Genomic DNA, 25,712 nt, shown 5'->3' with positions numbered 1-25,712 from the left:
CGACCATGCTTAACGACATCCACACTCTGGCAATCGGGACATTGAACAGGTTCTAGGACCATCTCGACTCAGCCCTCTAACACATCGTTTTCATTCTGCCATATATCCACATATCTAGAACACTACCAGAGATGACCTGGAAATTTGCCTATAGGTACGCAAGTTACACCACGCCCAATGAGTAGTCCGATAACTGGCACATCTTTGTATCGTTTATCAATAGCTCGTGAGAGACTTTGTGCGACATCAAGCGATAACGTATGCTGCCCAGGTCGCATGTACTCTGGGAGAGTAATTAATTCACGAGGGATAGGCACTTTTGGTCGGAGAATTTGACCTTGTACTTCCAACGGATCAGCCACAACGAAAAGCGTAGACGCAAAGGCAAGACTGAGCCTGACGGCAACCGAGAAGCGTGACGCAATTCTAAAACTCACTCTTCTAGACATAAGGTATCACTCAACTCCTTGACAATTGTGAGCTAGCAAATGATTTGATTAGTGCGTCTGTATACGCTTATAGAGGCATCTGGGAATGTGGAGTAACAGTGCTGAATATGTATTGCCTAACGTGAGTGCGGTAGGACGAAATTGTATCCTTGTGCCACATGACTTTCACCTGCTGCACACTGTCCCTTATCGGAGTATCCGTCGAAAAACATGGCATGACATTTATTACAGAATCTCCAATCTGTCTGCGCTGTGGGTGTGCCTGGAACGTCATGCGGGAGAACATAAGCAAACGTCTGATCTGCCACATGACCTCCACCTGCCGGACAGATCCCTTTTCTTGAATAGCCATTGAAAAACATCGCTTGACATTTTTTACAGCAACGCCAACTTCTTTGTCTGGTTGGTGTTTCTGAGCCGCCAAAGGGCAGGCGGAATTTATAACCTTGTGCTGAATGGGTTCCACCCGCTGCACAGCTATTCGTTTCGGCATCGGTGTAGAACATCACGTAGCACTTATTGCAGAAGCGCCAGTAGGGTCGATCTTGGCTGACGCTGAGACTCGCGATCGCCTTGTTCAGTGGGCGGATCGATTGAACAATGAATACGCTTCCAGCAAATAACAACAATCGGCGCTTCGATACCTGTAAATTTCTAGATAACATAACGAACTCCCAAATGAATGTTGAGACTCTTCCACGATCGCTGCACCTCATTGACAGGAAAGCGTCACAGTATTGCTCCATAACATGCCCGTGCGATCGCTGGAATTTTGACGACCATCATTTGCGGAGAAATACAGCCGACTTGGACTGCACGGGATAGACAGCGTCATATTGATCGACCCATTCGCGGTTGCTGTCGTGTAGTAGAACAGATTAGGGTTAAGTGCGTCATCTGCGATTCTGATCGCAACTTGCTTTCCTGGCAAGAACCCAGAGCCTTGTACGAGAAAGGTTTGGGACTGAGGCAAGGAGACTGAAATAGTTGGAATAGTTGGTGGCGTGTCAGGCGGTTTCGAGGATTCGTCCGTTGCCCGGTAATATCCCGCGCGTGGAGGCTGCTTGCAGAACGTCGCGTCGCGACGGAAGAGATCCGTGTTCTCCAGAACGTCCAACCACAACTCGAAGTTGCGGTGTCTGATATATCGATCGGGATAATTGACAGATCTGAACGAAACGCATTGTCCTGCTAAGCCTGGTACTACCATCTCGAAGGATGCGTCTTTTTTAAATAGATCCGATGGTTGTGCACCTTGATCATATTCGTCGAAACGAATACGCCAGAACGAGTGACGCATCCAGCGTTTTGGATAGTTTCTCGATCTGATTGATACACTTGGGATGTTCTGCCGACATGAGAAACCTGGCAGAACGTCAAAGGTCGCGTCTTCAAACTCAACTTTGGTGTTCGGGTTAGGTAATCTTGGGTCGGAAAGGTACCCAAGAAAACTCGAATGTCTAATGTAACGCTCAGAAAAGTTTAACGAGGAAAAGGAGTTTTGCTCCCAGAGTGATACGCTGTTGCATTCTTGTGCGATCGCCGAGGTTGAGGGGATTGCAACCGAGGCAGCCAGAATCGCAATGAATTTAATAGAAACAATGCAGTAGAAATGACAATAGTTTGACATCGCGTATTTCCCCCCAAATTTCTTCATGCCGGGTTTTAAAGACGATAACCAGTTCGTAACGATATATCTCTCACTTAACCAACTAAGCTAAAGGGCACTGTACTTTTTGCGGCTTCTCTCTACAGCGCTTAGTTAGGCACAGTTGCTGTTCATCAAACTTGGCTTTTTTAGCCTACTTTAGAGAATTGGGGCTATTCTGGCTCCGCTGGAATAAGGTTGGTTCCTGGGTCAATTGGTACTGAAGGAGGATACATCGTCAGAGGACGTGAGATGAAGAATGTTGCATCCTGCTTAAACAATCGACTTTCGTCAGATTTAACCAGCCAAAGTTCAAAGTTGGAATGCCGTATGTAGTGCTTGGGAAAATTAACAGATTCAAATGAGTAAGCTTCAGAATTGGCAAGCCCCGGTACAATGCAAAACGTAGCATCTTCCTTGAAAAGCTGATCATCAGTCTGCTTTGTCAGCTTCAATCGATAATTCTGGTGTCTCAAAAAGTGACCTGGATAGTTGACAGATTCAAACGATCGACATCTGCCTGCTAGTCCTGGAATAAGTCGAAACGTTGCATCTTCTCTGCCCAGTTTGTCACTTGCAACAATTGGAGCAATGTAAATCAAGAAGGATTGATGGCGAATGTAACGATCAGGATAGTTTAACGAGCTGAAAGAACTAAGCTGCTGGGCTGGTTGGGCATAGCTCAGCTTTGGCAGGAGCAACGGTAAGGACATTGCTGAACCTACAATCAGACCTTTTAGAATAGAGTTCAAGTACATAACGTTTCCTTAACAGTAGACTTTGCACTTTTGAAACTGGAACCCCTAAAAATTCTGGACTCCTTTTCGCAACTTAGCATTGCCAGATTAATAGCATCCTTAAACAAGTGATCGCCTTGATATAGGTGGTAAGCTATTTAAGTTGCTTCCCCTATTGCAATCACTTTAGCCAATCCCTTCAATGAAGTCGCACCTTTTCTTGCGAACTTAGAACATAATCTTGCTATAACTTACGAAACTGGTTTGGATTCACTCCAGTGCATTGACGAAAACACCGGGCAAAATGACTTTGATTCGCAAAGCCGCACTCTAGTGCAACTGATAGAACGGTTCGTTCTGGTTGCTTGAGCAGAAGCCTTGCTCGTTCGACTCGTTGATGAATCAGGAATTGATGGGGTGAGATGCCTGTCGATCGCTTGAATAGATGACAAAGATAGTACTGGCTCATTCCCAGTTCAGTTGCAATGTCAATCAGAGAAATATCTTCGCCCAAATGTGCCTGAATGTACTCGATCGCTTGCCTCAGCTTTTGTTTCGATAGCCCATCTTCATGTTTTCGAAAGAAATGCTTGCGAGTAGAGTAATAATGGATTAGATGAGCCGCCATTGCTGTTGCCATTGAATCGGCGTATAAACGACTGCCAACCCCGACCGTTTCTAAACTTGCCCTGAGTGCTAGACCAATCTGATGGATTAAGGCATCGCCTTTTTTCCGTGTCAGCAACAACTCGACTCGATCAGGATTAACTGATTCATAAGCAATCTGAGCGAGAAATGTCGGTTCTAGATAGCAGTTAATCCACTCAATTGATTGAGTTGTCGAAATCGAACGGATTCCGCAAGGTGAGTTAGCGGGAACGATCTCAATAAAACCCCTTGCAAAATCTTTTTCATGATAGGAGATCGTCTGTAAACGCCCCTCTGAAACAAATTCCAGATCACATCCTTGATGTTGATGTCCCAGTGAAATAGCGATGGAGTGCTGAGGGTTGGATACTTCAGGGATATCAATCGATGGTTGGCAGTAATGGGCAAGTTGAATGCTACTCCAACCCGCTTGAAAACTGGTTAGCAGAGGTGGATTGGGAAAAAACTTGGGCAAATTCTCATAGTCAGTCGCCAAATGTTGATTTGCAGACATTACCAGTCTCCTTTAAGTAGAAGTTGATGATGCTATGACTTGCGAAACTGATTCGGATTCACCCCAATGCATTGACGAAAACACCGGGCAAAATGACTTTGATTCGCAAAGCCGCACTCTAGTGCAACGGATGTAATCGTTCGTTCTGACTGCTTGAGTAAACGCTTTGCTCGTTCGACTCGCTGACGAATTAAGAATTGATGCGGTGAAATGCCTGTCGATCGCTTAAACAGATGACAAAAATAGTACTGGCTTATTCCCAGTTCAGTTGCAATGTCACTCAGAGAGATATCTTCGCCCAAATGTGCCTCGATATACTCGATCGCTTGCCTCAGCTTTTGTTTCGACAACCCATCCTCATAGTCTCGAAAACAATGCTTTCGGGTGGAATAATTGCGCAATAGATGAGCCGCCATTGCCGTTACTATTGAATCGGCATAGAAACGACTGCCTGCTCCATCCTCTTCTAAACTTGCCCTGAGTGCTAGTCCCATCTGGTGAATCAATAAGTCAGTTTTTTTCCATGTCAGCACCAGTTCGACGAGATCAGGGTTTACCGAATCATGGGCAATCTGAGCTAGAAATGTTGGTTCTAGATAGCAGTGAATCCACTCGATTGATTGCACAATCGAAATAGAACGCGCTCCATAAGATAGATCAGCAGGAACGATTTCAATACAACCACCTGCAAGGTCTTTTTCTCGATATGAAATTGTTTGAAAACGACCCTCTGAGCTAAATTCCCAATCACATGCTTGATGTCCGAGTACAATAAAAATCATGTGCTGAGAGCTTGATGCTTCAGGCAAATCGATCGACGGTTGGCAGTAATGGGCAAGTTGAATGTTATTCCAACCTGCTTGAAAACTGGTTAAAAGTGGCGGATTGGGCAAAGACTTAGGCAGATCCACATAGTCAATAACCAAAGGTTGCTTTACAGACATTATCATCTCCAGGTAATAGTTGATAGCTGATCAACGCCCTCTCACCGATGCGATCCCGTTTCTCCTTTAACCTAAAATTGCTCAGACTATATTACTATCCTATTCAACTTTACATTGATGACAAAAATGTTGCAAAACTTGTAATGTTGGTCTAAAATCCCTCGCGTACCAACCTCTCGCGCACCAATCTCTCGCGCTTCAACTAATGTTCTCACTTATCACGTTCTGCGTATTTTTGAGCTATCTACAATCTTCCAGGACGAATCAAAGACTTTCAGCAGAGCTAGCTAACAATCAAGTTGAGCAGATACGAACAGCTTTTTCATCACCAATAGTGGTGTGCTTTGCTAAGCAGAAGAGTTGGAGATGTTGACTAAATCAGCGATCGCTTGAATTAATAAATCTGGCGCGACTGGCTTTGCAAAATGTTTCTGAAACCCAGATTCAATTGCTTTTCGCTGATTCAATTCTCCGACATAGGCTGTAAGCGCGATCGCTGGAATCATCCCTCCCTGCTCCGGAGGACGCGATCGGATCAGTTGCATCAGCGTATACCCATCCATATTGGGCATACCAATATCACTGAGAAGAACGTCAGGCATGACTTGATTCAATTGTTGTAGAGCCGCGATCGCAGAGTCTACAACGGTTACATTCGCTCCTCGTTGCTCCAACACAAACGCCTGAAAATCGCGCGCATCTGGCTCATCATCCACAATCAGCACATGGATACCGACCAGAGAAGCATGGGCGATAGCAAACAATTCATCTGAATTGGGCAAGCTTGGCGATTCGATCTGCTCCAAGGGCAGCGTAACCGTAAACGTTGCTCCTTGATGTTCTCCAGGACTACTAACGTTGACAGTTCCACCATGCAATTCGACAATTTGCTGTACGATCGCAAGCCCTAAACCCAATCCGCCAAACTGGCGCGTTGTCGAGCCATCTTCTTGCCGAAACCGCTCAAACACATAAGGCAAGAACTCCGCAGAAATGCCTTTCCCGGTATCACTGACTTCGATTTGCGCGTGATGCCCAACTTCGCTTAAGCGAATTTCAACTCGTCCTTGCTCAGGCGTAAACTTCACCGCATTCGACAAAAGATTCCAAACCACTTGTTGGAGCCGAGCAACATCCCCAGAAACTCGCCATCTTGTTCCCTCAAACATTGTCTGGATCTGAATATTTTTTGCTTCTGCGGCTAATCGAATTGTTTCCAGCGCGGCTCGAATAATACTTGCTAAATCAACAGAAACAACATTTAAGACGAGTTTGCCGCGTAAAATTCGGGAGATATCAAGTAGATCCTCAATCAATTGAGCTTGCAGTGTGGCATTCCGCTCGATCGTGGCTAACGCTTGCTGCGTTTGAGGCGCATTTAATCTGCCAGTTTGTAGCATCCTCGTCCAGCCCAAAATCGGATTCAGCGGCGATCGTAGTTCGTGAGATAGAACCGCAAGAAATTCATCTTTAATCCGGTTTGCAGTTTCAGCAGCTTCCTTCGCAACTTGAGTTTGCTGAAGTAATTGTTCGCGTTCTACTTCGGCTGATTTACGATCCGTCATATCCCGCGCCACACAGTACATGAGCTTTTGCTCGATAAAGGGAGCAACGCTCCAGGATATCCAACGGTAAGAGCCATTTCGAGCACGATACCGATTTTCAAACTCATGCAGTGGAATTCCTTGAGCAATGAGGTCTGCTGCAGCCACAGTTGCCGCGCGATCGTCAGGATGCACAAACTCAATGTAAGGCTGAGCAGTTAGCTCTGGTAACGTATAGCCGAGCGTGGTTTCCCAGGCTGGATTCGTCTGGAGAAAGTACCCGTCCATATGCACAATCGCTAGCATGTCTTGAGACAATTGAAAGAAGCGATCGCGGTCTTCTTCTGCCCGTCTGCGGCTCTCTTCAAGACGCTTCGCAACCGTCATATCGGCAAGTGCGCCAAGTAATGCAATGGGATTGCCTGTAGCATCATACTCAACCTGACCGCGCGCTGTGAACCACCGTTTCTCTCCGGTGGCAAGCTGAACGCGATATTCAGAGGTGTACGCTTCGCCCGTTGTGATTGCCTGCTGAAGGGCAGCGAAGCCAAGAACGCGATCGTCGGGATGCATCCAGTTGATGAACGTTTCAATCGGGAGTCCTTCAGTGGTAGCTACAGCAGCATCAATGTCAAGCAATCGGGCAAACTTCGCATCGATGATGACTCGATAAGCAGGAATGTTCCAGCGCCAGGTATAAACGGCTCCCGCCGCCAAAGCAGATTCTAGTTGCTTATGTGCATTACGCAAGGCAGCTTCAGCACTCGCACGTTCAACCGCCGCCCAAGTCCGCTCAGCAACTTCTTCGGCTAGAGCAATTTCCTGGGGCAACCACACTCGCGGAGTAGCGTTATGCACTGCCAGCCCTGCTACAAACTCACCATTTTTGATCAGCGGTATGCCAATATGAGCCTTGATCTGAATCGCGGCATACGCGGAGTGCTGCTCTGGAGACAAATTTGGATCGGTGGTCACGTCAGATGCAGAAGTTGTCTGCCCAGCACGATAAGCCTTGAGTACCTTTTCTCCAAATGATTCGATCGCGTATCTACCTGCCAGCGCATCTGCACCATTCACGTAATCGCGCTCAACGACATAATCTGCGCCTTGAACCTCGAAGTACACGACGCGAGTGACATTCAAATATTCACCCAGCATTCGGCTCGCTGTTGCCTGAACTTCAACTGGATGCGCAAGCGGACGGAGCGCATCGACTAAGGACACCCGAAATGTCTCGATTTCGGTCGCTTGACGTGCAAGTCTTTCGGCCTGTTTGCGCTCAGTAACGTTCGTAAACAACAACGCGAACTGATGGCGCTGTGGCTCACCGATGCGAAAAGCGTTAACATCAAACCAATGACCGAGCGCGATCGATTCCTGCTCAAATCGAATCGACTTGCCTGTCTGGACAACTTGAGCATAAGTCTCTAACCAAAAATCCTCAAGATTGGGAACCAGTTCTCGTGCCGTTTTCCCTGTCGCTTGCTCTAGCCCTGTTAATTTCTCAAAAGCAGAATTGACTTCTAGAAGTCGATAGTCCTGAGGTTCACCATTCTGATTCAACAGCAGTTCGCAAATGCAGAAGCCCTCATCGATCGATTCAAACAGCGTGCGATACTGTTTTTCCCGGTCTTGACAAACAAGGTCGGTTCGATCTCGCTCAAATACGATACTCGCAATCTGAGTACCAAACTGGGCAAGTTGAAACTCCCAATCTGTTCGCATCCGTGCTTGTTCAAAACATAACATCAGCAACCCGAACGGTAGATGCTTGAGACCTATGAGAGGTTCAGAATGACACGCCAGGATATTGTGAGCAACACAGAGCGATCGCCATTCCGAAGACCAGCGATCGTCATTGGCAATTTCAGGACAGGAAACGGGCTGACCTCGATACATCGCGTCGCCGAAGCTTCCAATACAGAATTCATTGATCAGAGCACCTTCGAGTCTTTGCCGAAACGCAGCAGGCAGGCTGGGCGCAATCACCTGCAAAAAAGACACCCGTTGTGCATCGGCAATCAAAAAACAAGCGTGAGTCCCAGGATTAAGTTGAGCGATCGAGTGACAAACCTCAGTCAGACAAGTTTCCAACGGCTGACCGGATGCAACTAACTTTAAGAGCCGATTTTGCTCAATGAGCATCAGTTGCGCTTGTTCTGGAGAAGAGTGATCGTGGTGAGGGTCGATCTGTTGGTTCATACACTCTTCTGCAAGATTTTGCCCCCCTCAACATCAGTAAATTGCTCTTGAGCCAGTTCTGTAAACTGCGACTGTTGACGATTGAAAGAATTGATGTCGGGCTGTTTTAAAAAATTGATTTGATGAAGTCGGGCAACTTGCATAGTGATAAAAAAATGGTATCAGACAGAAAAAGCATCTCTCTTAACTTCTACCAAATGGCAGAAGTAGTCATCTATCCAACGAGAGAAGCAGAGCTAGCAGAACTTATTCGAGGCACGCAAAGCCATCTCAGGTAGCGTTTTCCGACTGTGAAATCTGACCCAGGCTTTTTATTGAGATGATGATATAGCATTTTTAAGCTAGTTCCTGTTGCTTGATCAATCTAACTTGAGTTAGATGAAGCATCCATGAGAATCACTACGGACTGGACTAGCTTTGAGAATTAAGCCATTGAATATCGGGCTAGGGAAGGTCGTTTGTTGTTTGAGTTTGAATTATGTTTGCGGATAGCACACATTTCGAGGAGGATGAAAATGCAAACTCCAACCGCGATCGACCATGACTCCCTCTCTCATAAGTTAGAGCAAATTGGTAAGATCCTTCGTTTAATTGGCTGGGTCGGCATTATCACACAGCTTGGGTTTGGCATTGTGGCTGGCGTGATGCTGCTATTTGCGATCGCTGGACGGAATTTTAATCAAGCTGTTGCTCCTGCTGTCCCAGGGATAGCTATCGGCAGAGGTTTTCAGAATGCAACGACTCCTGGACTAGGCATTGGCATATTTTGGGCGGTCTGTGGCATCATCGCGTTGCTGTTTACGGCTTATCTTGCATTCCGTCAACTTCGTTTCGCGCGTCGCCTTCGCAATCCAAACCCAGAACTTCATCCCAAAAAAAGTGAAGTAATGCGAATTCTGCGAATTGGAATCATTGCGGGATTTATTGGCATGGGGCTTACAATTCTCGGCGGAGGTGCAGCAATGGGAGTCTTACTCTCTAAATCGATCGCTCAACCACAAGGAGTCGCCATCTATGATCCCACTCGCATCATCCGCCCCTTAGATGTGCTCGTTGCAATGGCAAATATGATTGGAATCAGCGCACATTTTCTCGGCACGATCGCATCTGTCGCCACAGCAAACTGGCTCCATCGCCAGTAGTTGATTCGGACGATCGTTAGAGTAAAAATTGACTGAGCGATCGTAAATCGCTTTGATCCAGATATCTAAGCATTTGCAGTCTCGATTGTAGTTCTCAAAAAAGAGGACGCAAGAAATCTACCCATTCCTGCGCCCGTTTGCGATTCTCTAGAGCAAAGACAGACTAAGAATGTGATTCATTTGCCTCATCCTCATCTGTCTCATGTTTTGGATTGAGCAATGTTGGTGTTTGACTACCAAGCAGTCCAAAAATTGTGCCGATGCCAATCTTCCAAGTTGTGTCAAGCGTTTCGAGAATACGAGATTGTTCTGGAGTGAGTTCGGGTTGACTCGCGATGCTAATCGCTCCGCCACCGGATAGCAGCGTGAACGCAACGACGGTGAAGAAAACCTGCTGAAAGAGAGAAGGTGTCGATTTGTGCATAATCATCAGTTTGTAACTAACACTGTTACTATCAGCGAGATCGATTTGAAGTTCAGGCTCTACAAGGGTTATCGTCTGGATGAGTTTGGGTTGACTTGCGGATAACTTTGAATGAGATGTGTAAAATTGTGGCATTGTGCTGGTGAGAGAGTATGGCAAGTCGATCGCTTCAAGCATGTCCAACAGGAGTTGAGCAAATTGCTCATGCACTGACTCATCAAGGATTAAGTCAAGAGAAATTGGCAGGAGAAGATTGTTCGTCAGCGACCTCGAAGAAGTTTTGTCGAGGAGAAAAGGTCGATCGACGGATTTTCGTCAAACTTTGCGAGAAGCTTGACTTGAATTGGGAAGAAATTGCGGGAATTGCTGCTCAATCTCCAGATGTGAAGATCGACGCTTCGATGGATTTGGTGCAGAAGTTTCGCGATCGCATCAGACCACATTTGCAAAAACGCTGCGGCACGATGCGCGTATTGGATATGTCGCAACCGATCGGCTTGGATGACATTTACACTAGCGTCAACATCTTGGAGAAAATTACTGGAAACAGAGGGTTAGAGCCATCAGAACTGTTGCAAACTGGCTCAGCAGAGAACATAGAAAGGTTTAACTTGGTAGCAGTGAAAGGCAAACCAATTCTGGGGTTAAAAGCAGTTGAGAAACATAGCACACTAATGATTTTAGGAAAGCCTGGGGCAGGCAAAACTACGTTTCTTAAACATTTGGCAATCCAGTGTATCAGTGGAAGGTTTCAACCGCAGCAAGTCCCAATTTTTATTACCTTAAAAGAGTTTGCTGAGTCTAAAGAACGTCCTGATCTAATTGAATATATTGGTTTGTATCTCGAATGTGATGAGACAGAAGCAATTCGAGAATTGCTCGATCGTGGAAATGCGCTAATTCTTCTCGATGGTTTGGATGAAGTTCGGGAAACTGATATTTCTCATGTTCTACGACAGATTCACAAGTTTTCAGAGCGCTACTATCGCAATCAATTTGTTATGACCTGTCGAATTGCTGCTTGTGAATATACGTTTGAGCAATTTACAGAAGTCGAGGTGACTGATTTTGATAATGATCAAATTGCCGATTTTGCTAGAAAGTGGTTTCGCAGTCGAGAAGATGAGATAAAGAGAGAACGCTTTCTCCAACTGTTAAAAGCACATCCCCCCATCCAAGAACTTGCCACCAGTCCACTCTTGCTAATGCTTTTGTGTCTTGTATTTGAAGATTCGGGCGATTTTCCAGCAAATCGCTCAGAACTTTATCAGAACAGCGTAGATGTACTCCTGAAAAAGTGGGATGTTAAGCGCAATATTGAGCGCGATCAAATCTATAAGAAGCTCTCTTTGAAGCGCAAAGAAGATTTGTTGAGCCAAATTGCATATCGTACTTTTAAAACTGGAGACTACTTTTTTAAGCAGAAAGATTTAGAAAGACAGATTCGCGAATTTATTGAGAATTTGCCGGGAGCAAGTACAGACGCGCAGGAATTAGAGTTAGATAGTGAAGCAGTATTGAAGTCAATTGAAGCTCAGCATGGATTATTTGTAGAACGAGCAAGAGAACGCTATTCTTTTTCACATTTAACTTTTCACGAATACTTCACGGCTAGAGAAATAGTGCATCAAGAAAATTATAAAGAATTGGTAGAGCACATTACAGATAAACGATGGCACGAGGTCTTTTTGTTAGTCGTAGATTTGAGACCAAACAGCGAAGATTTAGCAGTAATTATGAAACAAAAGATTGATAGTCTTTTGCTAGGAGATGAGCAGCTTCAGCAACTTTTACTATGGATAAGTAAACAATACTATTTAGACAAGAATGAGTTTAACTGTAATGCTGCTGCTGGCCGGGCACTCCTTTATGGACTTGTCTTAGCTATTGTTCTAGAAACTGTTTTCGTTATCCATTTTGAACTTGCGTGTGTTCTTGATAGTACAGTCGAAGAGAAGTTTCACATTGATCTTAACTTTGCTCGTAGTATTGAGAATGGAGATATAGTGAATTCTATTCGCGATGCTTACAGTAGCCTCGCTCTCATCCTTGCTGATATTCAAAGTCGAACTCAAGATGAGAACCTGCACAGTAAAGTAGACAAATTACAAAATCGTTTATCTTCTATATCTGAAAAAGATCTTCAACATTGGTTCAATAAAAAATTAATTCCAAGTACTCAAGAACTACGAGATGAGATTAATCAGTATCTAATAGAAGCGGATTTTCAGTTTCAACAGTTTAGTGACGAGCAGAAACAATCTTTGAAGCATTACTACGATGCAAATCTGATACTTGCCCGCTGTTTGAATCGTGATGTCTGCATCAATCCTAAAGTGCGACAAAAAATTGAAGATGCTCTGTTGTTACCGATCGCTGAAATTCAAAAACTCTAATCATCTGACTCTAAGCCTTGAAACACAGATAAAATATAAAATAGAGAAGTCACAACATCGCTGCTCACAATGACTCACTCGCTTGATTTGGATGAAGCCCTGATTCGAGAAGCACTGGCACTCGATGAACAGCAAAACCTAGAATCCGTCATCGAAACAGCTTTGCGCGAATATATTCAGCGTCGGCAACGTCGCAAAATTATCGATCTATTTGGAACGATCGATTACGACGAAACCTACGACTACAAAGCGCAACGCCAAATTTCATGAGCGTGATCGTAGATACCTCAATTTGGTCGCTGGCTTTGCGTCGCAATACGCCTAATTCTGAAATTGTCGATCGACTTCGCACTCTCATTGCTGAAGATGAGGTCAGCATTCTCGGAGCCATTCGCCAAGAAATTCTCTCCGGAATTCGCACAGCCGAACAATTTACAAGGCTACGGGACTATCTTCGAGCGTTTCCAGACTTAACCCTAGTGCAAGACGACTACGAAATCGCTGCTGAATTCTTTAATACTTGTCGCCGCAATGGAATTCAAGGATCGAATACAGACTTTCTGATCTGTGCTGCTGCTTATCGCCGTAACGATTCTATTTTTACAACAGACCAAGACTTTAGAAGCTTCCAAACTTACTTACCGATCCAGCTTTTAGAATAATGGCTCACTTGAGCGATCGCAAAACGCTTTGATCTAAAAATTTGAGTGTTTGAAGTCTCGATCGTAATTTTCAAAAAAAGCGGACGTAAAAAATCCATCGTTTTCTACGTCCATCTGCCGATCCTCTAGAGAGGAGAACACTGAAAATTACTATAAGGCTTATTGAAAACTCTTGTCAATACAAATGAGAATTTATTTCAATAACTTGTCGCGATCCGATGATTTTCTGCGGATTAAAATAACCGAAAATATTAGAGCAGAAGGAGTATGATGGTTCAGATTCAATTCTGATGAGCGATTTATGACTCTGCAACTGCGTGTATACGTTCCCCCCCATCCGTTAATTAAGCATTGGCTTGGCGTTGCTCGTGACGCTTCTACGCCTTCAGCACTCTTTCGCAGTGCCATTACAGAATTAGGACGCTGGTTGACCTATGAAGCAATTCGGGAATGGTTGCCCACGACAGACATGACGATCGAGACTCCGCTTGCACCCTGTCCTGCCACCTTTATCAACCCAGAAGTTCCGGTCGTCGTCGTACCGATCTTGCGGGCAGGACTCGGATTGCTCGATGGCGCACAGGCGCTTTTGCCTTTAGCCTCGATTTATCATTTAGGACTTGTCCGCAACGAAGAAACCCTAGAAGCAAGTTGCTACTTGAATAAACTGCCGGATCAATTCAATCCTGAAACGCGCGTTTTGATCGTTGACCCAATGTTGGCAACTGGTGGCAGTTCGGTATGCGCAATGGAAGAATTGACCAAGCGGGGAATCGATCCTGCCCTTGTCCGAATCGTGGCAGTCGTTGCCGCTCCGCCAGCGCTGCAGAAATTAGGAACGGCTTATCCGAGTTTGACGATTTATACAGCAGGAATTGACGAAACGTTGAACGATCGCGGATTTATCGTCCCAGGATTGGGGGATGCGGGCGATCGCATTTTCGGAACGTAAAGGTCGATACAATAAGAGAGATGTTCAGAGACGACCAACCATGAGTCAGCAAGATAATTTTTCCGGTGGATTTGTCCTCGGCGCGATCGTGGGCGGCGTGGTAGGCGGCATTATTGGTGCAGCACTGACTTCGCAACGCTTGGCAGAAGAAGGAGAAGACGGCACAAAGCCTGAATTGGCAGATGCGAGAGTCAAATCGAAGCGGCGGATGCGGGCATCGGCTGAACAGAATATCGAATTGGCTCGACGCAGTTTGGAAGATAAAATCGCACAGTTGAATGATGCGATCGATGATGTGCGTCAGCAGTTGGGAAACGTCAATGGACGCGCAATCGAGCAAGATCGAGAAGGATCGATGCGAGAAGATTAAGGCAGGATGTACTGCGAGCAAGAGTACAAGTCGCAAAAAAATCGCTTAAACTATTCTCAATGTGAATCACCCATCCCTACATTCAGAGGAACCGAAAAGGCTATGAATCCAGCTATTCTCTTGATCACGACGATTCAACAGTTTTTAGGAATCTACTTTGCACTGTTGATTATCAGAATTTTGCTCAGTTGGTTCCCGACGATCGATTGGTATAGCCAACCGTTCGCAATTTTGAGCCAGTTGACCGATCCGTATTTGAATATCTTTCGTCGAATTATTCCGCCACTGGGTGGAATCGATTTTTCCGCAATTCTGGCAATCTTCGCGCTGCAATTTGCGATGCAACTCATTCCCGGATTGTTGAGTCAAGTGCTCGCTGGTATTCCTGTTTTCGTTAGCTAGAACTTTAATTCGTAGGGAATTGCTCAGCGATCGCCAAATTGGCGATCGCTGAGCTTTTTTGTTAAAAAACGTTACGATCGAGCGTGAAGCGTTATGGAATCGATCGTGGCAGAACAGCGGATTATTATGTGGTATCGCAATGATTTACGGGTGCATGATCATGAGCCGTTAATGAAAGCGATTCGTTCAGGGGCAACGGTGATTCCCGTTTACTGTTTTGAACCGAGGCAGTTTGGTACAACTCCTTACGGATTTCCGAAAACTGGAGCATTTCGGGCGCAGTTTTTGTTAGAAAGCGTCGCCGATTTGCGGCAGAGTTTACGATCGCTGGGGAGTGATTTGATCATTCGGCAGGGAAAAGCAGAAGAAATGATTCCCGCGATCGCCAAAGCATTAGCAGTAGAGTCCGTTTATTACTATCACGAAGTTACTTCAGAAGAGACACAGGTTGAAGACAACCTCAGAGAAGCATTAACCGCGATCGGGACTTCGATACAAGCATTTTGGGGAATGACGCTTTATCATCCCGATGATTTGCCGTTTGCAATCAAGGAAATTCCAGAGCTATTCACGAACTTTCGCAAAGGCGTTGAGAAGTCTGCGACTGTCAATGAAATGTTTCCCACGCCTGAACGATTAGCAGAATTGCCCGATATCGATCGAGGTGAAATTCCAACTTTAGAAGAGTTAGGACTAGAACCGCCTCAACGTGACCCTAGAGGGATGATTCCTTACCAGGGTGGAGAAACGGCGGGGAAAGCTCGGTTAGCAGAATATTTTTGGAAGCAAGATGCGTTAAAAGCTTACAAAGAGACGCGTAATGGAATGCTAGGAGTGGATTATTCGTCAAAATTCTCAGCTTGGTTAGCATTAGGCTGTCTGTCCCCGCGTTACATCTATTCGCAAGTTCAGAACTATGAGTCTCAGCGCGTTCGCAATGATTCAACGTACTGGTTAATTTTTGAATTGTTGTGGCGGGACTTTTTCCGATTTATCTGCGCGAAGCATGGCAATCAGATTTTTTATCAATCGGGCTTACTGGGAGTCTCGATTCCGTGGAAAGATGATGTCGATCGCTTTGAACTTTGGCGAACTGGGAACACTGGATTTCCACTCATTGATGCCAACATGCAAGAGATTGCGGCAACTGGATTTATGTCGAATCGGGGACGGCAGAATGTTGCTAGTTTTCTAACCAAGAATCTGGGTATCAATTGGCAGTGGGGCGCTGAATGGTTTGAATCAATTTTGATTGACTATGACGTATGTAGTAACTGGGGAAATTGGAACTATAACGCAGGCGTGGGAAATGATGCGCGGGGATTTCGGTTTTTTAACATCATCAAGCAGTCAAAGGACTACGATCCAGATGGGTCTTATGTGAAACATTGGCTACCTGCATTGAAGGATGTTCCGGCAGCGAAGGTACATGAGCCTTGGAAGTTACTACCCGTTGAGCAGCAGCGATTTCAGGTACGCATTGGAGGAGACTATCCGCGCCCGATCGTCGATTTGTTTAAGTCGGCTCAAGCGAATGAGAGCATTTATAATGCGGCAGTTGAGCGATCGGCTCCAAAACGAGCTAAAAGCCGAAAGTAGAAAATAGTAAATCTGATGCCTGAACTAGAGGAACGTAGGGGGCTATACCCCTACGCTACCATGTTCGCTACGATTGAGTTTTGCTAATCTGCTTCATAGGTGTAGTCCATTTATCTACCGCTCTGCTAGCTTCAGTATTTTCGTATTCGCTATCAATTCTCGATCTTTCATTTCATTACGACAGTCTTTCAGCCATTGAGGAGTCTGATACTCTGAAGGTAATAAGTCTCTCAACAATGATCAGGGGCAGAGAGATATGAAATACTTTGATTGGAATTCGTATCTACGTTCGAGAAGACAAGCGATCGATAAGCAGATTGAAGATTTGCAACGAGAGCGATCTGAAATCAATCAGAACTTAGGAGAAACGAGTTATGTTCCTCCGGTGCTCCATCCACCTTTCGATATTAATGATGTCCTTCATGGAAGATCAGCTTCTATTTTTCCCCCACGCGTTACACCCACATGGGTCGATATCTCAACTCAGACCGAAAAACCCCTGTGGGACGATCAGGCAGTCTATTGCGTTAATCAAAAGGGCGAACGTTCCGCAGTTTGGGTAGGAGCACCTTCAGAGGTAAGAAGGAATAGAAAAGCAACAACCCCGACCTCTGTGGAGAAATCGGAGCCATCGACCTCAATTCAAAGAGTAAAACCGACATCTCAGCCTCAAACACCACCCTCTAAAGTTGTACTTGGAGTAATTGGTCTTTTAATTGCCTTAGCCTTTTTTATGTGTCAAGGCAACAATCAGCCGCCAAATAACACACCCAATCCTAATCAGTCCGCTCCTACTCAACCTGATTGAATCCATTTAAGCTAACGAGAATCACGAGATTCAATCTTCATCAGGCGATTTCCGATGTAGCTAGCTCTCACATCCTGCCCTGATCGAATTGCTCTCGCTGCTTCTCGATAGGTGAGTGCATCCGTTGAAAGCGTTCCATTCTCACATTGCAATTGATACGTCACCGATCGCTGTAATTGAGGCGGATCATTATGTTCCTGAATATCACGACGCTGATCAACTTCATCGGCAGTCGGGCGTGGAGGAATTGCACCCCACCCTACCCCGTTATCATCAACGGAAACTGCATCAACAGGCTTCTCACCGTTCAGATTGGTAATCGTGTTGCTCTGAAAGGTTTGAATTCGTTGCGTGTTCAAACCGCCACTGGTTTTGTTGATATAGTAATTCACTGTCCAGGTTTGGGTCGCGATCGCGACTGCGGTTTTACACCGAGTTTGTGGAATCAGCCCGTTTTGTCCAGCGCAACTGCTGAGCATCAAGATTACAACATTGATTCGCACAACCCAAAATTTCATATACCGAGCAGACTCGTTTGAGAGCTAGAACAACATTGTAGCGAATTAATCATTTGAACCTCCTCCTCTGCTTCCAGGGGGTTCCGGTTGCGGATTCAAACTGACCGAGCCATTGCTCAATATAACTGAGCTATCTTTCCGTTCTTGAGCAGCATTAGAGGTTCGCTCATTAGCTCGAACAGAGGCTGCATGTAACATCACAACTCCTAAAAGCGCGATCGCGAAAGCCAAGCGCTCGAAAGATTCATAAAGCATCATCAACTCTCCAAATTCATAGGTGTACATTCTTGTACACGAGCACAATTGGGGAGATATGCAAAGTCTTCTGACAAGTCGCCCTGCTCAGCAATTTCTGCCTTATTTGAGACGCTAGAACTGCATCGTGCTATCTCTAGACAGACGCGATCGCTCTAAACGCTCGACTATGATGTCCGCGTACTTCTCTCTTGCTCTAAAGTATGAACATTAAACCAATTCGGCGTAAAGAGATTCTTCGAGGCATCCTCGCTGTTTCTCTGATTATTATAGGTATCACACATTTTGTGAGCGCAGAACAATACGCTCGCATTGTCCCTCCTGTATTTCCTGCTTTTCCTTCAGTGTATGTCAGCGGCTTTTTTGAAATTTTAGGTGGCATTGGTTTACTGATTCCTTGGCTCTCTGTTGCTGCCGCTTGGGGTTTAATTTCCCTATTTATTGCTGTATTTCCCGCCAACATCTACTTGGCAGTGCACGATATTCAAATCGATGGCATTCCTCACAGCCAATTTTTATACTGGGCAAGACTGCCACTGCAAGCCGTTTTACTAGCTTGGGCATATTGGTATACCCGTGATCCAGAAGAACAACCTGGCGCATCATTACTCAAGCAGTAATCTAGCCAAGTTATTCTTATCAGATTGTGTCTGAATTTTGCAGGTTGATCAACCGGATGTAATCACACAGAGCATCTGTCCAACGGATACCATCTGCCCTTCAGCACAGAAAATCTCAGACACAACGCCATCTACAGGCGCAGTAATGGCAATCTCCATTTTCATCGATTCAAGAATGACTAAGCGATCGCCCACTTTAACGATCGCATCTTTCTCAACAACAATCTGCCAGACATTTGCTGGAACTTGGGCAATGACAGCTTCGCTATCGGGAGGTAGCTCAAATGTTTGTTCTGCGATCGCAACGTCTTCATCCTCAAGAACTTGATTCAAAAGAGGATTTGCTGCCCAGCGATCGCGTTCTGCCTCAAAAGCAGCTTGCTGAATCGATTTAAATTGAGTCGTTTCAGCAGCAATCGATTGGAGAAACTCATTGTATTGCTTGAGATTGAAGGTTTCCTCTTCGATTCTGAGGTGAACTCTGCCATGAATAAAGTCTTGCCGGAATTGTAAGAGTTCAGCAGGCGAGACTGGATAGAAGCGAATTTGATCAAAGAAGCGCAGCAGCCAAGGTTTACCTGGTTCAAATTCTGTGGTTTCGTGGAAGGTATTCCACATTTGGATAGTTCGCCCAACAAATTGATAACCTCCAGGACCTTCCATGCCATAGACACAGAGATAGGCTCCACCAATTCCAACAGCATTCTCAGGTGTCCAAGTTCGAGCAGGATTGTACTTTGTAGTAACGAGCCGATGTCGAGGATCAATCGGCGTAGCAACTGGAGCACCTAAGTAAACGTCACCTAAGCCCATGACTAAATAGCTTGCGTTAAATACAATCTCGCGAACTTGCTCGATTGTATCTAAGCCATTGATGCGCCGGATAAATTCGATGTTACTCGGACACCAAGGAGCATGAGGATTGACAGAGCGGACATATTTCTCGATCGCGAGTTGGGTCGAGTCATCATCCCAAGAGAGCGGCAGATAAACAATCCGAGTTGGGACTTCCATTTCATCGATCGAGGGAAGTTCACCTTCTGCAGCAATCAATACAGTCAGTAACGTTTCTAGAGGTAAAACGCGATTGTCGTAGTGAATTTGTAGCGATCGAATTCCAGGTGTCAGATCTAAAATTCCGGCTTGAGGATGATCGAGTAACCAGTTCATTAACGCATGAACATGAAACCGCAGATTGAGATCGAGCACAAGCGGGCCATATTCGACGAGTAGATACTTATCTCCTGACCTGCGATACTTCACAGCAATTTGCTCAGCAGAACCTGGAATTTCATGCAGAATCGCACTGTCTGGCTCTGATGAGTGAACAGGGTCCACTTTTTGCGGTTTTAAGGTACTAATTTCTTGATCCTGAACCTGTTCTTTTTGAATTGATTCTGCAAGCGATAAGCGTTTGAAACGAACTTTATCACCCGGTTTAAGCTGTCCCATTTTCCAAAGTTCAGCTTGGACGATCGTTGCTGGACAGACAAATCCGCCGAGGCTAGGCCCATCGGGGCCGAGAATAATCGGCATGTCTCCCGTGAAGTCAATTGTCCCGATCGCATAAGCATTGTCATGAATATTCGACGGATGCAATCCCGCTTCACCGCCATCCTGACGCGCCCATTGAGGTTTCGGGCCGATCAATCTCACTCCGGTTCGAGCAGAGTTGTAATGCACTTCCCAATCGGTTGAAAAGAGCATTTCAATATCATCATCGGTAAAGAAATCCGGCGCACCATGAGGCCCATAAAGCACTCCGATTTCCCAGTTGTGAGTGTAGGTCGGAATCAGTTCAGTTGGTAGCGAATGGCAACTAGCAGGCTCATCCGATACATTCAGCTTGAGAATATCTCCAATCCGCAGGATTCTGCCGCAGTGCCCACCAAATTTACCTAAAGTAAAGGTCGATTTGCTGCCTAGATAATCCGGAACATCAAAACCGTTTTGTACTGCAAGATAGGTACGTGTCCCTGCTCCCTCGATCGTACTCAGTTTCAAAACATTTCCTGCTGCAACTGGAATCGCTGACCAAAACGGAATCGCAACCCCATCTAGCTCTGCGCGCATTGGCGCACCTGTTAGGCAGATCACAGTATCACAATTAAACCGTAAGGTAGGCCCTGTAACAGTCAACTCTAGTGCAGCACAAGATTCAGAATTTCCAACTAACCGATTGGCATAGCGAAAAGCAAGATGATCCATTGGACCCGAAGGAGGAACACCAACGTTCCAATAGCCCATACGACCCGGATAATCTTGAATTGTGCTAAAGGTTCCGGGTTGTAGAACTTCGAGCGAGTTGGGCAAGTACTCAAACGAATCGAGAAACCGAGTACTGAGATCTGCTGCGGCAAAGGTTGAACTTGCTAGAATTTGGCGCAAAAAGTCGAGATTTGTCTCAATGCCTGCAACGGTAGATTGATCTAATGCAGATTTGAGTTGAGCGATCGCGATTTCTCGCGATTCTGCATGAGTAATCAGTTTTGCAATTAACGGATCATAGTAGGGAGTAATTTCTGTCCCACGATCGATCCAAGCATCACATCGAACGGTTGCTGGAAATTTGACTTCAGTTAAGATCCCAGAACTTGGCTGAAAGTTTTTACCCGGATCTTCCGCATAGAGACGTACCTGAATCGAATGTCCTTGTGTTTGCGGTTGGTAACTTTCTAGAAAACTGCGATCGCCTGCTGCGAGCCGAATCATCCATTCAACCAGATCAACGCCTGTCACTTCTTCAGTCACGCCATGTTCGACTTGCAGACGAGTATTGACTTCAAGAAAGTAAAACTCTTGTCGATCGACATCAAAGACAAATTCAACGGTTCCAGCGGATTGATAATCGATCGCTTTTGTAAGCCGCAATGCTGCCTCGTATAACTGTTGTCGGAGAGATTCACTGATTCCAGGACAGGGGGTCTCTTCGATGACTTTCTGATTACGACGTTGCACTGAACAATCGCGATCGCCGAGTGCAATCACTTGCCCTTGCCCATCTCCAAAAATTTGTACCTCGATATGTCTCGCTTTTTGGACATAGCGTTCTAGATAGATTCCGCCTTGCTTAAAGTTGTTTTGACTTAAGCGTTGTACCGTTTGAAACAACTCAGCCAATTGATCTTCGCTGTGGCAAAGCTGTAAGCCAATACCCCCTCCTCCGGCTGTACTTTTGAGCATCACCGGATAGCCAATTTTCTCAGCCTCAGCTTGCGCTTGTTCAACATTTTCGAGTAGCGAAGTACCCGGCAGCAAAGGCACTTGATTCTGAGCCGCAAGTTCACGTGCAGTATGCTTCAGCCCAAAGCTTCGCATCTGTGCAGGAGTCGGCCCAATAAAGACAATTCCTACTGCTGCACAAGCTTCTGCAAATTCAGCATTTTCGCTCAAAAAGCCATAGCCTGGGTGAATTGCTTCTGCGCCTGTTTGTTTTGCTGCTTCGAGAATTCGATCCCATCTCAGATAGCTATCTGCTGCGGATGCAGAACCAATCGCCACGGCTTCAGTTGCGATCGCGACATGCCGAGCATATTGATCTGCTTCCGAATAGACGGCAACTGAAGCAATATTTAAGCGATCGAGCGTCCGAATAATCCGGCAAGCAATCTCTCCGCGATTGGCGATCAGAATTTTTTGAAACATAAAAGGCACTTGTAGGGTAAGGGGGATAGAAATTGTGGCTCTAGGAGTTAGTCATATTGGGGAGGTGGGGAGTGGGGAGCAAGAATCATTTCTAGTGTTTCCCCTATTCCCCTATTCCCCTACCCTTCATAGCAAATCTGCCCGATCACTAGCTATCCCACACAATGAGTTGAATCGGAGTTGGATTGTAGCCGTTACACGGATTATTCATTTGAGGGCAATTTGAGATCACCACTAGGGCATTCATTTCTGCACGTAGATCAACGATGCTACCGGGATCAGAAATGCCATCCACAATTTCTAGCGTTCCATCTTCACTGACTGGAACATTCATGAAAAAGTTGATATTGCTCGTCATGTCTCGCTTGCCCATGCCGTAGTCTTTCAAGGCATAAAGAAAGTTTTCTACACAAGCATGTTGCCATTTTTTATCTAATCCAAAGCGCACAGAGTTACTTTCACAACTACAAGCTCCACCCGACGTATCATGCCGACCACAGGTATCGTTGAGAACAGTCATCAGAACATTGCCATCGTTCGAGTAGAGCTTTGTTCCAGTAGTAATAAAAATATTTCCTTGGGCGCGAATGGTATCTGGAGCACTGTAACGTTCACTCGTATCATCGGCATTATAGACCAGAAAATCAACCGCTTGATTTCCACCTAAATCTACAATCCGCAGGGTTTGTCCTTTTTTGATTACTTTCGCCCAAGGTTTGCGAGATGGAAGAACTTGATCGTAGATTGCGAGCTTGGGATCGAGTTGAGTACTAATCGTTGAAGTCATCACTGAAAGGCTCCTACATTACGCGAAAACGGCATCAGTATTTTGGAAGCCACGCTTGGCTTCTGGGTTCGCAGTTCGGCACAGATCATCCGCAGTGGGAGCAGGTGAACTCCAGACAGTTGCTTGAATCGGTTTCGGGTCATACGCTGGATTTGGATCAAGCGGATGCGGACAATTCGAGAGGACGACCAGCACATTCATCTCGGCTCTGAGATCAATGTATTGTCCGGGTTGAGCCGTTTTGTTTGCCCAAACTAGATTGCCATTCGGCTCAACTGCAATGCGGGTAAAGAGATTTAAGTTCGGCATGATATCTTTTTTGCCCAGATCACGCTTCGTCAGGGCAAGCAGAAAGTTGTCTCGCGAATTTTTGTAGTCGCCTTCGCCATACTTTGCATTGGTTGCGAGGTTACTACATCCGCCGAGAGTGTCATGGTAACCGCAGGTATCTTCAACGATCGAGAACAAAATTCGTCCCATGTCTGAATAAATGACCATGCCTTTCTTTAAGAAAGCATTGAACTGAATTTTCGCGGTATCCGCTGCATTGTATCGCTCGATCGGATTGTCCGCGTTATAGCACAAGAGCGCTACGCCACTCGAACCTTCTGGAGCTAGAATCCGCAATGTGTCATTGCGCCGAATCACTCGTGACCAGTAGGCACCGCCTGGAATCGTTTCTTCATAGGTGATGTGTGCAGAATCGATCGTCATTCTCAGTTCCTCATTGCAACTACAAAAGCCCAGGAAGCCGTCAGCAAGAGTAGTCTGCTGGTTGGCTCTCCCGGGCTTTTATCCCTCCGTGTAACTTATCTAGAAGATGTTCTCAACTCTAGATAAGCGGCTTCTCTTGGACCAGCCATTCAACTCAACATTGAACCGGAACCCTAGAAGCAAATTTGTACTGTAAGCTTGAAACCTGTTTGATGCTGCTAAAACTTGTAGCACAAGTCAAGCAATGAAGTAAATCCTCTCAAATGTACGGAATAGAGCAGTATTAAAAAGTACTTCTCTCTTCTAGGAGTGGGGAGTGGAGAGTAGAGAGCTAACAAGGAAATATTCCCCAACTCCTACTTCCTATCCCCTACTCTTTTGAGCACTTACAATTCAAACAGGCTCGCTCCAAACTACAGCGACTTCACAATCGAATCATCGTACAGCGACTTCACATCAAGCGGCTGTGGCACGGCTTTGAAATCATAAGCCCCTTTCGCCATCAGTTCAAAGCTCTTAATGGCGTTATTCGGATTCTCAGGATTAAATCCAATCGTTTTATTGCCTTCAATATCGAACAAGGTAATTCCTGCAAGCTGTTCTTTCAACTCTTCAGGCTTAATTCCTAGTCGGCTCGCAGCAGCAGCGATCGCATCCGGATCACCCGATTTCAGTAACTTAATTCCTCGATCGGCAGCTTTGAGAAATTTGATCAAATCGTCTCTGCGACTAGCAATCAGATTCGCACGGGTCACAATTACGTCTGCAATCAGATTCGTTCCTTTCGTACTGAAAATAATCTCTCCGCCCCCTTCTTTGGCTGCCTTCGTCAAAAAGGGTTCATAGGTCACAGCAGCATCGACTCGCTTCGCACTAAACGCAGTTGCCGCATCAGGCGCAGGTAGATCTCTAATGGTGATATCTTTTTCCGTCAAACCGCCTTTTTCGAGATACGCCCGCAGCAACACTTTCTCAAACAACACATCTTCACGTGCTACTGTTTTACCTTTCAACTCTGCTGGGGACTTAATCCCGCGTCCCAAGATGCCATCAGATCCGTTTGAATAGTCAACGAGAAAGATAATTTTCACATTCGGATCTTTCCCTGCCATTTGCATGACATCGCCTGCGGTCAACCAAGCCACATCCGTCTTCCCAGATAGAAAAGCAGTAATTTGCTCGGTGTTTGACTGAAACAAAGTGTCCTCAACCTGGAGTCCTGCTTCCTGGTAAAACCCTTTCTTCACCGTAACATGATGACCTGAATACCCAGACCATGGATTCGTCGAAACAGAGAGTTGAGGTGTATTGTTCGCTGTATTGTTTGAAGCCTGGGGAGAGCAAGCGATCGTCCAAAATAGAGCAATGAATGCAAATGCGAAAAGTTTGACAAAACGAGATCTGAACATCTAAAACTTCCTTCTAGAGTGTGAAATCAATGCAAAACAGGAAATGCACCACTTAAAAAGCCTGAAAGAGGCGCAACAGCACCATTGCTGTTCATCGTCTCTCCCAGGCTTTTATCCTTCCGTGTGACTGCTCGGAAATCCGAAACAGTTTGCTTCTCTTGGACCAGACATTCGTGCTGAATCGGAACCCTAGAAGCGATAAATTTTTCGGCGATATGATTGAATCGATCGCGCGCTCCAAATTGCTAAAGCTAACTTACTTCTAGCACGTAGCAGTAGAAATAAAGTATTCAAAATCACAATTCTGTCGCTCTGAAGATTTT

At 45.6% G+C, this 25,712-nt stretch carries 24 protein-coding genes and 2 riboswitches; of the genes, 10 read left to right on the top strand and 14 right to left on the bottom strand.

Features of this window, described 5'->3' with window-relative positions:
• Nucleotides 1–122: 122 nt before the first annotated feature.
• From J0L70_RS26515 to J0L70_RS26485, 7 genes are all read right to left on the bottom strand, one after another.
• Nucleotides 123–449, bottom strand: a complete 327-nt coding sequence (locus tag J0L70_RS26515; RefSeq protein ID WP_287456464.1) for a hypothetical protein — start codon at nt 447–449, stop codon at nt 123–125.
• A gap of 116 nt (nt 450–565) precedes the next feature.
• Nucleotides 566–1,114, bottom strand: a complete 549-nt coding sequence (locus tag J0L70_RS26510) for a hypothetical protein (protein WP_017289775.1) — start codon at nt 1,112–1,114, stop codon at nt 566–568.
• Nucleotides 1,115–1,161: 47 nt separating this feature from the next.
• Nucleotides 1,162–2,079: an AbfB domain-containing protein gene (locus tag J0L70_RS32025; protein ID WP_353736664.1), complete on the bottom strand. Its 918-nt coding sequence runs from the start codon at nt 2,077–2,079 to the stop codon at nt 1,162–1,164.
• A gap of 191 nt (nt 2,080–2,270) precedes the next feature.
• Entirely contained in the window at nt 2,271–2,855 is a 585-nt protein-coding gene (locus J0L70_RS26500) for an AbfB domain-containing protein (RefSeq protein WP_287456462.1), read from the bottom strand.
• Nucleotides 2,856–3,078: 223 nt separating this feature from the next.
• Nucleotides 3,079–3,996 (bottom strand): helix-turn-helix domain-containing protein, encoded by a 918-nt coding sequence (locus J0L70_RS26495; RefSeq protein WP_287456461.1) that lies wholly within the window; start codon nt 3,994–3,996, stop codon nt 3,079–3,081.
• A gap of 32 nt (nt 3,997–4,028) precedes the next feature.
• Nucleotides 4,029–4,940, bottom strand: a complete 912-nt coding sequence (locus tag J0L70_RS26490; protein WP_017289770.1) for an AraC family transcriptional regulator — start codon at nt 4,938–4,940, stop codon at nt 4,029–4,031.
• A gap of 347 nt (nt 4,941–5,287) precedes the next feature.
• Nucleotides 5,288–8,686, bottom strand: a complete 3,399-nt coding sequence (locus tag J0L70_RS26485) for an ATP-binding protein (protein ID WP_287456460.1) — start codon at nt 8,684–8,686, stop codon at nt 5,288–5,290.
• 515 nt (nt 8,687–9,201) lie between these two features.
• On the opposite strand from J0L70_RS26485, the gene J0L70_RS26480 reads away from it, so the two are divergent.
• Nucleotides 9,202–9,828, top strand: a complete 627-nt coding sequence (locus J0L70_RS26480) for a DUF3611 family protein (RefSeq protein ID WP_287456459.1) — start codon at nt 9,202–9,204, stop codon at nt 9,826–9,828.
• Between the two features lie 163 nt (nt 9,829–9,991).
• On the opposite strand, the gene J0L70_RS26475 is transcribed toward J0L70_RS26480, so the two are convergent.
• Nucleotides 9,992–10,252: a hypothetical protein gene (locus J0L70_RS26475; protein WP_287456458.1), complete on the bottom strand. Its 261-nt coding sequence runs from the start codon at nt 10,250–10,252 to the stop codon at nt 9,992–9,994.
• Between the two features lie 527 nt (nt 10,253–10,779).
• On the opposite strand from J0L70_RS26475, the gene J0L70_RS26470 reads away from it, so the two are divergent.
• From J0L70_RS26470 to J0L70_RS26435, 8 genes are all read left to right on the top strand, one after another.
• The gene (locus J0L70_RS26470; RefSeq protein WP_287456457.1) at nt 10,780–12,648 is read left to right on the top strand and encodes an NACHT domain-containing protein; all 1,869 of its coding nucleotides are present in this window, start codon (nt 10,780–10,782) and stop codon (nt 12,646–12,648) included.
• A gap of 69 nt (nt 12,649–12,717) precedes the next feature.
• Nucleotides 12,718–12,918, top strand: a complete 201-nt coding sequence (locus J0L70_RS26465) for a type II toxin-antitoxin system VapB family antitoxin (protein ID WP_017289764.1) — start codon at nt 12,718–12,720, stop codon at nt 12,916–12,918.
• Nucleotides 12,915–13,310, top strand: a complete 396-nt coding sequence (gene vapC, locus J0L70_RS26460; protein ID WP_287456456.1) for a type II toxin-antitoxin system VapC family toxin — start codon at nt 12,915–12,917, stop codon at nt 13,308–13,310. The genes J0L70_RS26465 and vapC overlap by 4 nt, the downstream gene beginning before the upstream one ends.
• A gap of 301 nt (nt 13,311–13,611) precedes the next feature.
• The gene (gene upp / locus J0L70_RS26455) at nt 13,612–14,262 is read left to right on the top strand and encodes a uracil phosphoribosyltransferase (RefSeq protein ID WP_017289762.1); all 651 of its coding nucleotides are present in this window, start codon (nt 13,612–13,614) and stop codon (nt 14,260–14,262) included.
• A 40-nt stretch (nt 14,263–14,302) separates the two neighbouring features.
• A complete protein-coding gene (locus tag J0L70_RS26450; RefSeq protein ID WP_017289761.1) occupies nt 14,303–14,632 on the top strand; it encodes a ssl2009 family thylakoid membrane protein in 330 nt (109 codons plus the stop codon).
• A 102-nt stretch (nt 14,633–14,734) separates the two neighbouring features.
• A complete protein-coding gene (locus J0L70_RS26445; RefSeq protein WP_017289760.1) occupies nt 14,735–15,034 on the top strand; it encodes a YggT family protein in 300 nt (99 codons plus the stop codon).
• 93 nt (nt 15,035–15,127) lie between these two features.
• The gene (locus J0L70_RS26440; protein WP_287456455.1) at nt 15,128–16,633 is read left to right on the top strand and encodes a DASH family cryptochrome; all 1,506 of its coding nucleotides are present in this window, start codon (nt 15,128–15,130) and stop codon (nt 16,631–16,633) included.
• 256 nt (nt 16,634–16,889) lie between these two features.
• Nucleotides 16,890–17,441: a hypothetical protein gene (locus tag J0L70_RS26435; protein WP_287456454.1), complete on the top strand. Its 552-nt coding sequence runs from the start codon at nt 16,890–16,892 to the stop codon at nt 17,439–17,441.
• Nucleotides 17,442–17,452: 11 nt separating this feature from the next.
• Here J0L70_RS26435 and J0L70_RS26430 read toward each other — a convergent pair whose 3' ends face one another.
• Entirely contained in the window at nt 17,453–17,959 is a 507-nt protein-coding gene (locus J0L70_RS26430) for a hypothetical protein (RefSeq protein ID WP_287456453.1), read from the bottom strand.
• Nucleotides 17,960–18,004: 45 nt separating this feature from the next.
• Complete coding sequence (locus J0L70_RS26425) at nt 18,005–18,214, bottom strand: hypothetical protein (protein WP_268181442.1); 210 nt, start codon at nt 18,212–18,214, stop codon at nt 18,005–18,007.
• A 203-nt stretch (nt 18,215–18,417) separates the two neighbouring features.
• Between J0L70_RS26425 and J0L70_RS26420 the strand changes: the two genes are divergently transcribed.
• Entirely contained in the window at nt 18,418–18,834 is a 417-nt protein-coding gene (locus tag J0L70_RS26420) for a DoxX family protein (RefSeq protein WP_017289755.1), read from the top strand.
• 48 nt (nt 18,835–18,882) lie between these two features.
• On the opposite strand, the gene uca is transcribed toward J0L70_RS26420, so the two are convergent.
• From uca to J0L70_RS26400, 4 genes are all read right to left on the bottom strand, one after another.
• Entirely contained in the window at nt 18,883–22,479 is a 3,597-nt protein-coding gene (gene uca, locus J0L70_RS26415; protein WP_287456452.1) for an urea carboxylase, read from the bottom strand.
• Between the two features lie 148 nt (nt 22,480–22,627).
• The gene (locus tag J0L70_RS26410) at nt 22,628–23,266 is read right to left on the bottom strand and encodes an urea amidolyase associated protein UAAP2 (protein ID WP_017289753.1); all 639 of its coding nucleotides are present in this window, start codon (nt 23,264–23,266) and stop codon (nt 22,628–22,630) included.
• An 18-nt stretch (nt 23,267–23,284) separates the two neighbouring features.
• The gene (locus tag J0L70_RS26405; protein WP_017289752.1) at nt 23,285–23,980 is read right to left on the bottom strand and encodes an urea amidolyase associated protein UAAP1; all 696 of its coding nucleotides are present in this window, start codon (nt 23,978–23,980) and stop codon (nt 23,285–23,287) included.
• 65 nt (nt 23,981–24,045) lie between these two features.
• Nucleotides 24,046–24,168: riboswitch (guanidine-I (ykkC/yxkD leader) on the bottom strand.
• A gap of 225 nt (nt 24,169–24,393) precedes the next feature.
• Nucleotides 24,394–25,389 (bottom strand): ABC transporter substrate-binding protein, encoded by a 996-nt coding sequence (locus J0L70_RS26400; RefSeq protein ID WP_017289751.1) that lies wholly within the window; start codon nt 25,387–25,389, stop codon nt 24,394–24,396.
• A gap of 98 nt (nt 25,390–25,487) precedes the next feature.
• Nucleotides 25,488–25,593: riboswitch (guanidine-I (ykkC/yxkD leader) on the bottom strand.
• Nucleotides 25,594–25,712: the final 119 nt, after the last annotated feature.

Source organism: Leptolyngbya sp. UWPOB_LEPTO1 (genome assembly GCF_017302695.1).
GTDB lineage: Bacteria > Cyanobacteriota > Cyanobacteriia > Leptolyngbyales > Leptolyngbyaceae > Leptolyngbya > Leptolyngbya boryana.
Note: the sequence above shows the minus strand (reverse complement) of the source record. Positions and strands in the feature narration are given on the sequence as shown.

Excerpts from the sequence above, each read along its gene's own strand:
- J0L70_RS26515 (WP_287456464.1), bottom strand. The coding sequence starts at position 449 with ATGTCTAGAAGAGTGAGTTTTAGAATTGCGTCACGCTTCTCGGTTGCC.
- J0L70_RS26510 (WP_017289775.1), bottom strand. The coding sequence starts at position 1,114 with ATGTTATCTAGAAATTTACAGGTATCGAAGCGCCGATTGTTGTTATTT.
- J0L70_RS32025 (WP_353736664.1), bottom strand. The coding sequence starts at position 2,079 with ATGTCAAACTATTGTCATTTCTACTGCATTGTTTCTATTAAATTCATT.
- J0L70_RS26500 (WP_287456462.1), bottom strand. The coding sequence starts at position 2,855 with ATGTACTTGAACTCTATTCTAAAAGGTCTGATTGTAGGTTCAGCAATG.
- J0L70_RS26495 (WP_287456461.1), bottom strand. The coding sequence starts at position 3,996 with ATGTCTGCAAATCAACATTTGGCGACTGACTATGAGAATTTGCCCAAG.
- J0L70_RS26490 (WP_017289770.1), bottom strand. The coding sequence starts at position 4,940 with ATGTCTGTAAAGCAACCTTTGGTTATTGACTATGTGGATCTGCCTAAG.
- J0L70_RS26485 (WP_287456460.1), bottom strand. The coding sequence starts at position 8,686 with ATGAACCAACAGATCGACCCTCACCACGATCACTCTTCTCCAGAACAA.
- J0L70_RS26480 (WP_287456459.1), top strand. The coding sequence starts at position 9,202 with ATGCAAACTCCAACCGCGATCGACCATGACTCCCTCTCTCATAAGTTA.
- J0L70_RS26475 (WP_287456458.1), bottom strand. The coding sequence starts at position 10,252 with ATGCACAAATCGACACCTTCTCTCTTTCAGCAGGTTTTCTTCACCGTC.
- J0L70_RS26465 (WP_017289764.1), top strand. The coding sequence starts at position 12,718 with ATGACTCACTCGCTTGATTTGGATGAAGCCCTGATTCGAGAAGCACTG.
- vapC (WP_287456456.1), top strand. The coding sequence starts at position 12,915 with ATGAGCGTGATCGTAGATACCTCAATTTGGTCGCTGGCTTTGCGTCGC.
- upp (WP_017289762.1), top strand. The coding sequence starts at position 13,612 with ATGACTCTGCAACTGCGTGTATACGTTCCCCCCCATCCGTTAATTAAG.
- J0L70_RS26450 (WP_017289761.1), top strand. The coding sequence starts at position 14,303 with ATGAGTCAGCAAGATAATTTTTCCGGTGGATTTGTCCTCGGCGCGATC.
- J0L70_RS26445 (WP_017289760.1), top strand. The coding sequence starts at position 14,735 with ATGAATCCAGCTATTCTCTTGATCACGACGATTCAACAGTTTTTAGGA.
- J0L70_RS26440 (WP_287456455.1), top strand. The coding sequence starts at position 15,128 with ATGGAATCGATCGTGGCAGAACAGCGGATTATTATGTGGTATCGCAAT.
- J0L70_RS26435 (WP_287456454.1), top strand. The coding sequence starts at position 16,890 with ATGAAATACTTTGATTGGAATTCGTATCTACGTTCGAGAAGACAAGCG.
- J0L70_RS26430 (WP_287456453.1), bottom strand. The coding sequence starts at position 17,959 with ATGAAATTTTGGGTTGTGCGAATCAATGTTGTAATCTTGATGCTCAGC.
- J0L70_RS26425 (WP_268181442.1), bottom strand. The coding sequence starts at position 18,214 with ATGCTTTATGAATCTTTCGAGCGCTTGGCTTTCGCGATCGCGCTTTTA.
- J0L70_RS26420 (WP_017289755.1), top strand. The coding sequence starts at position 18,418 with ATGAACATTAAACCAATTCGGCGTAAAGAGATTCTTCGAGGCATCCTC.
- uca (WP_287456452.1), bottom strand. The coding sequence starts at position 22,479 with ATGTTTCAAAAAATTCTGATCGCCAATCGCGGAGAGATTGCTTGCCGG.
- J0L70_RS26410 (WP_017289753.1), bottom strand. The coding sequence starts at position 23,266 with ATGACTTCAACGATTAGTACTCAACTCGATCCCAAGCTCGCAATCTAC.
- J0L70_RS26405 (WP_017289752.1), bottom strand. The coding sequence starts at position 23,980 with ATGACGATCGATTCTGCACACATCACCTATGAAGAAACGATTCCAGGC.
- J0L70_RS26400 (WP_017289751.1), bottom strand. The coding sequence starts at position 25,389 with ATGTTCAGATCTCGTTTTGTCAAACTTTTCGCATTTGCATTCATTGCT.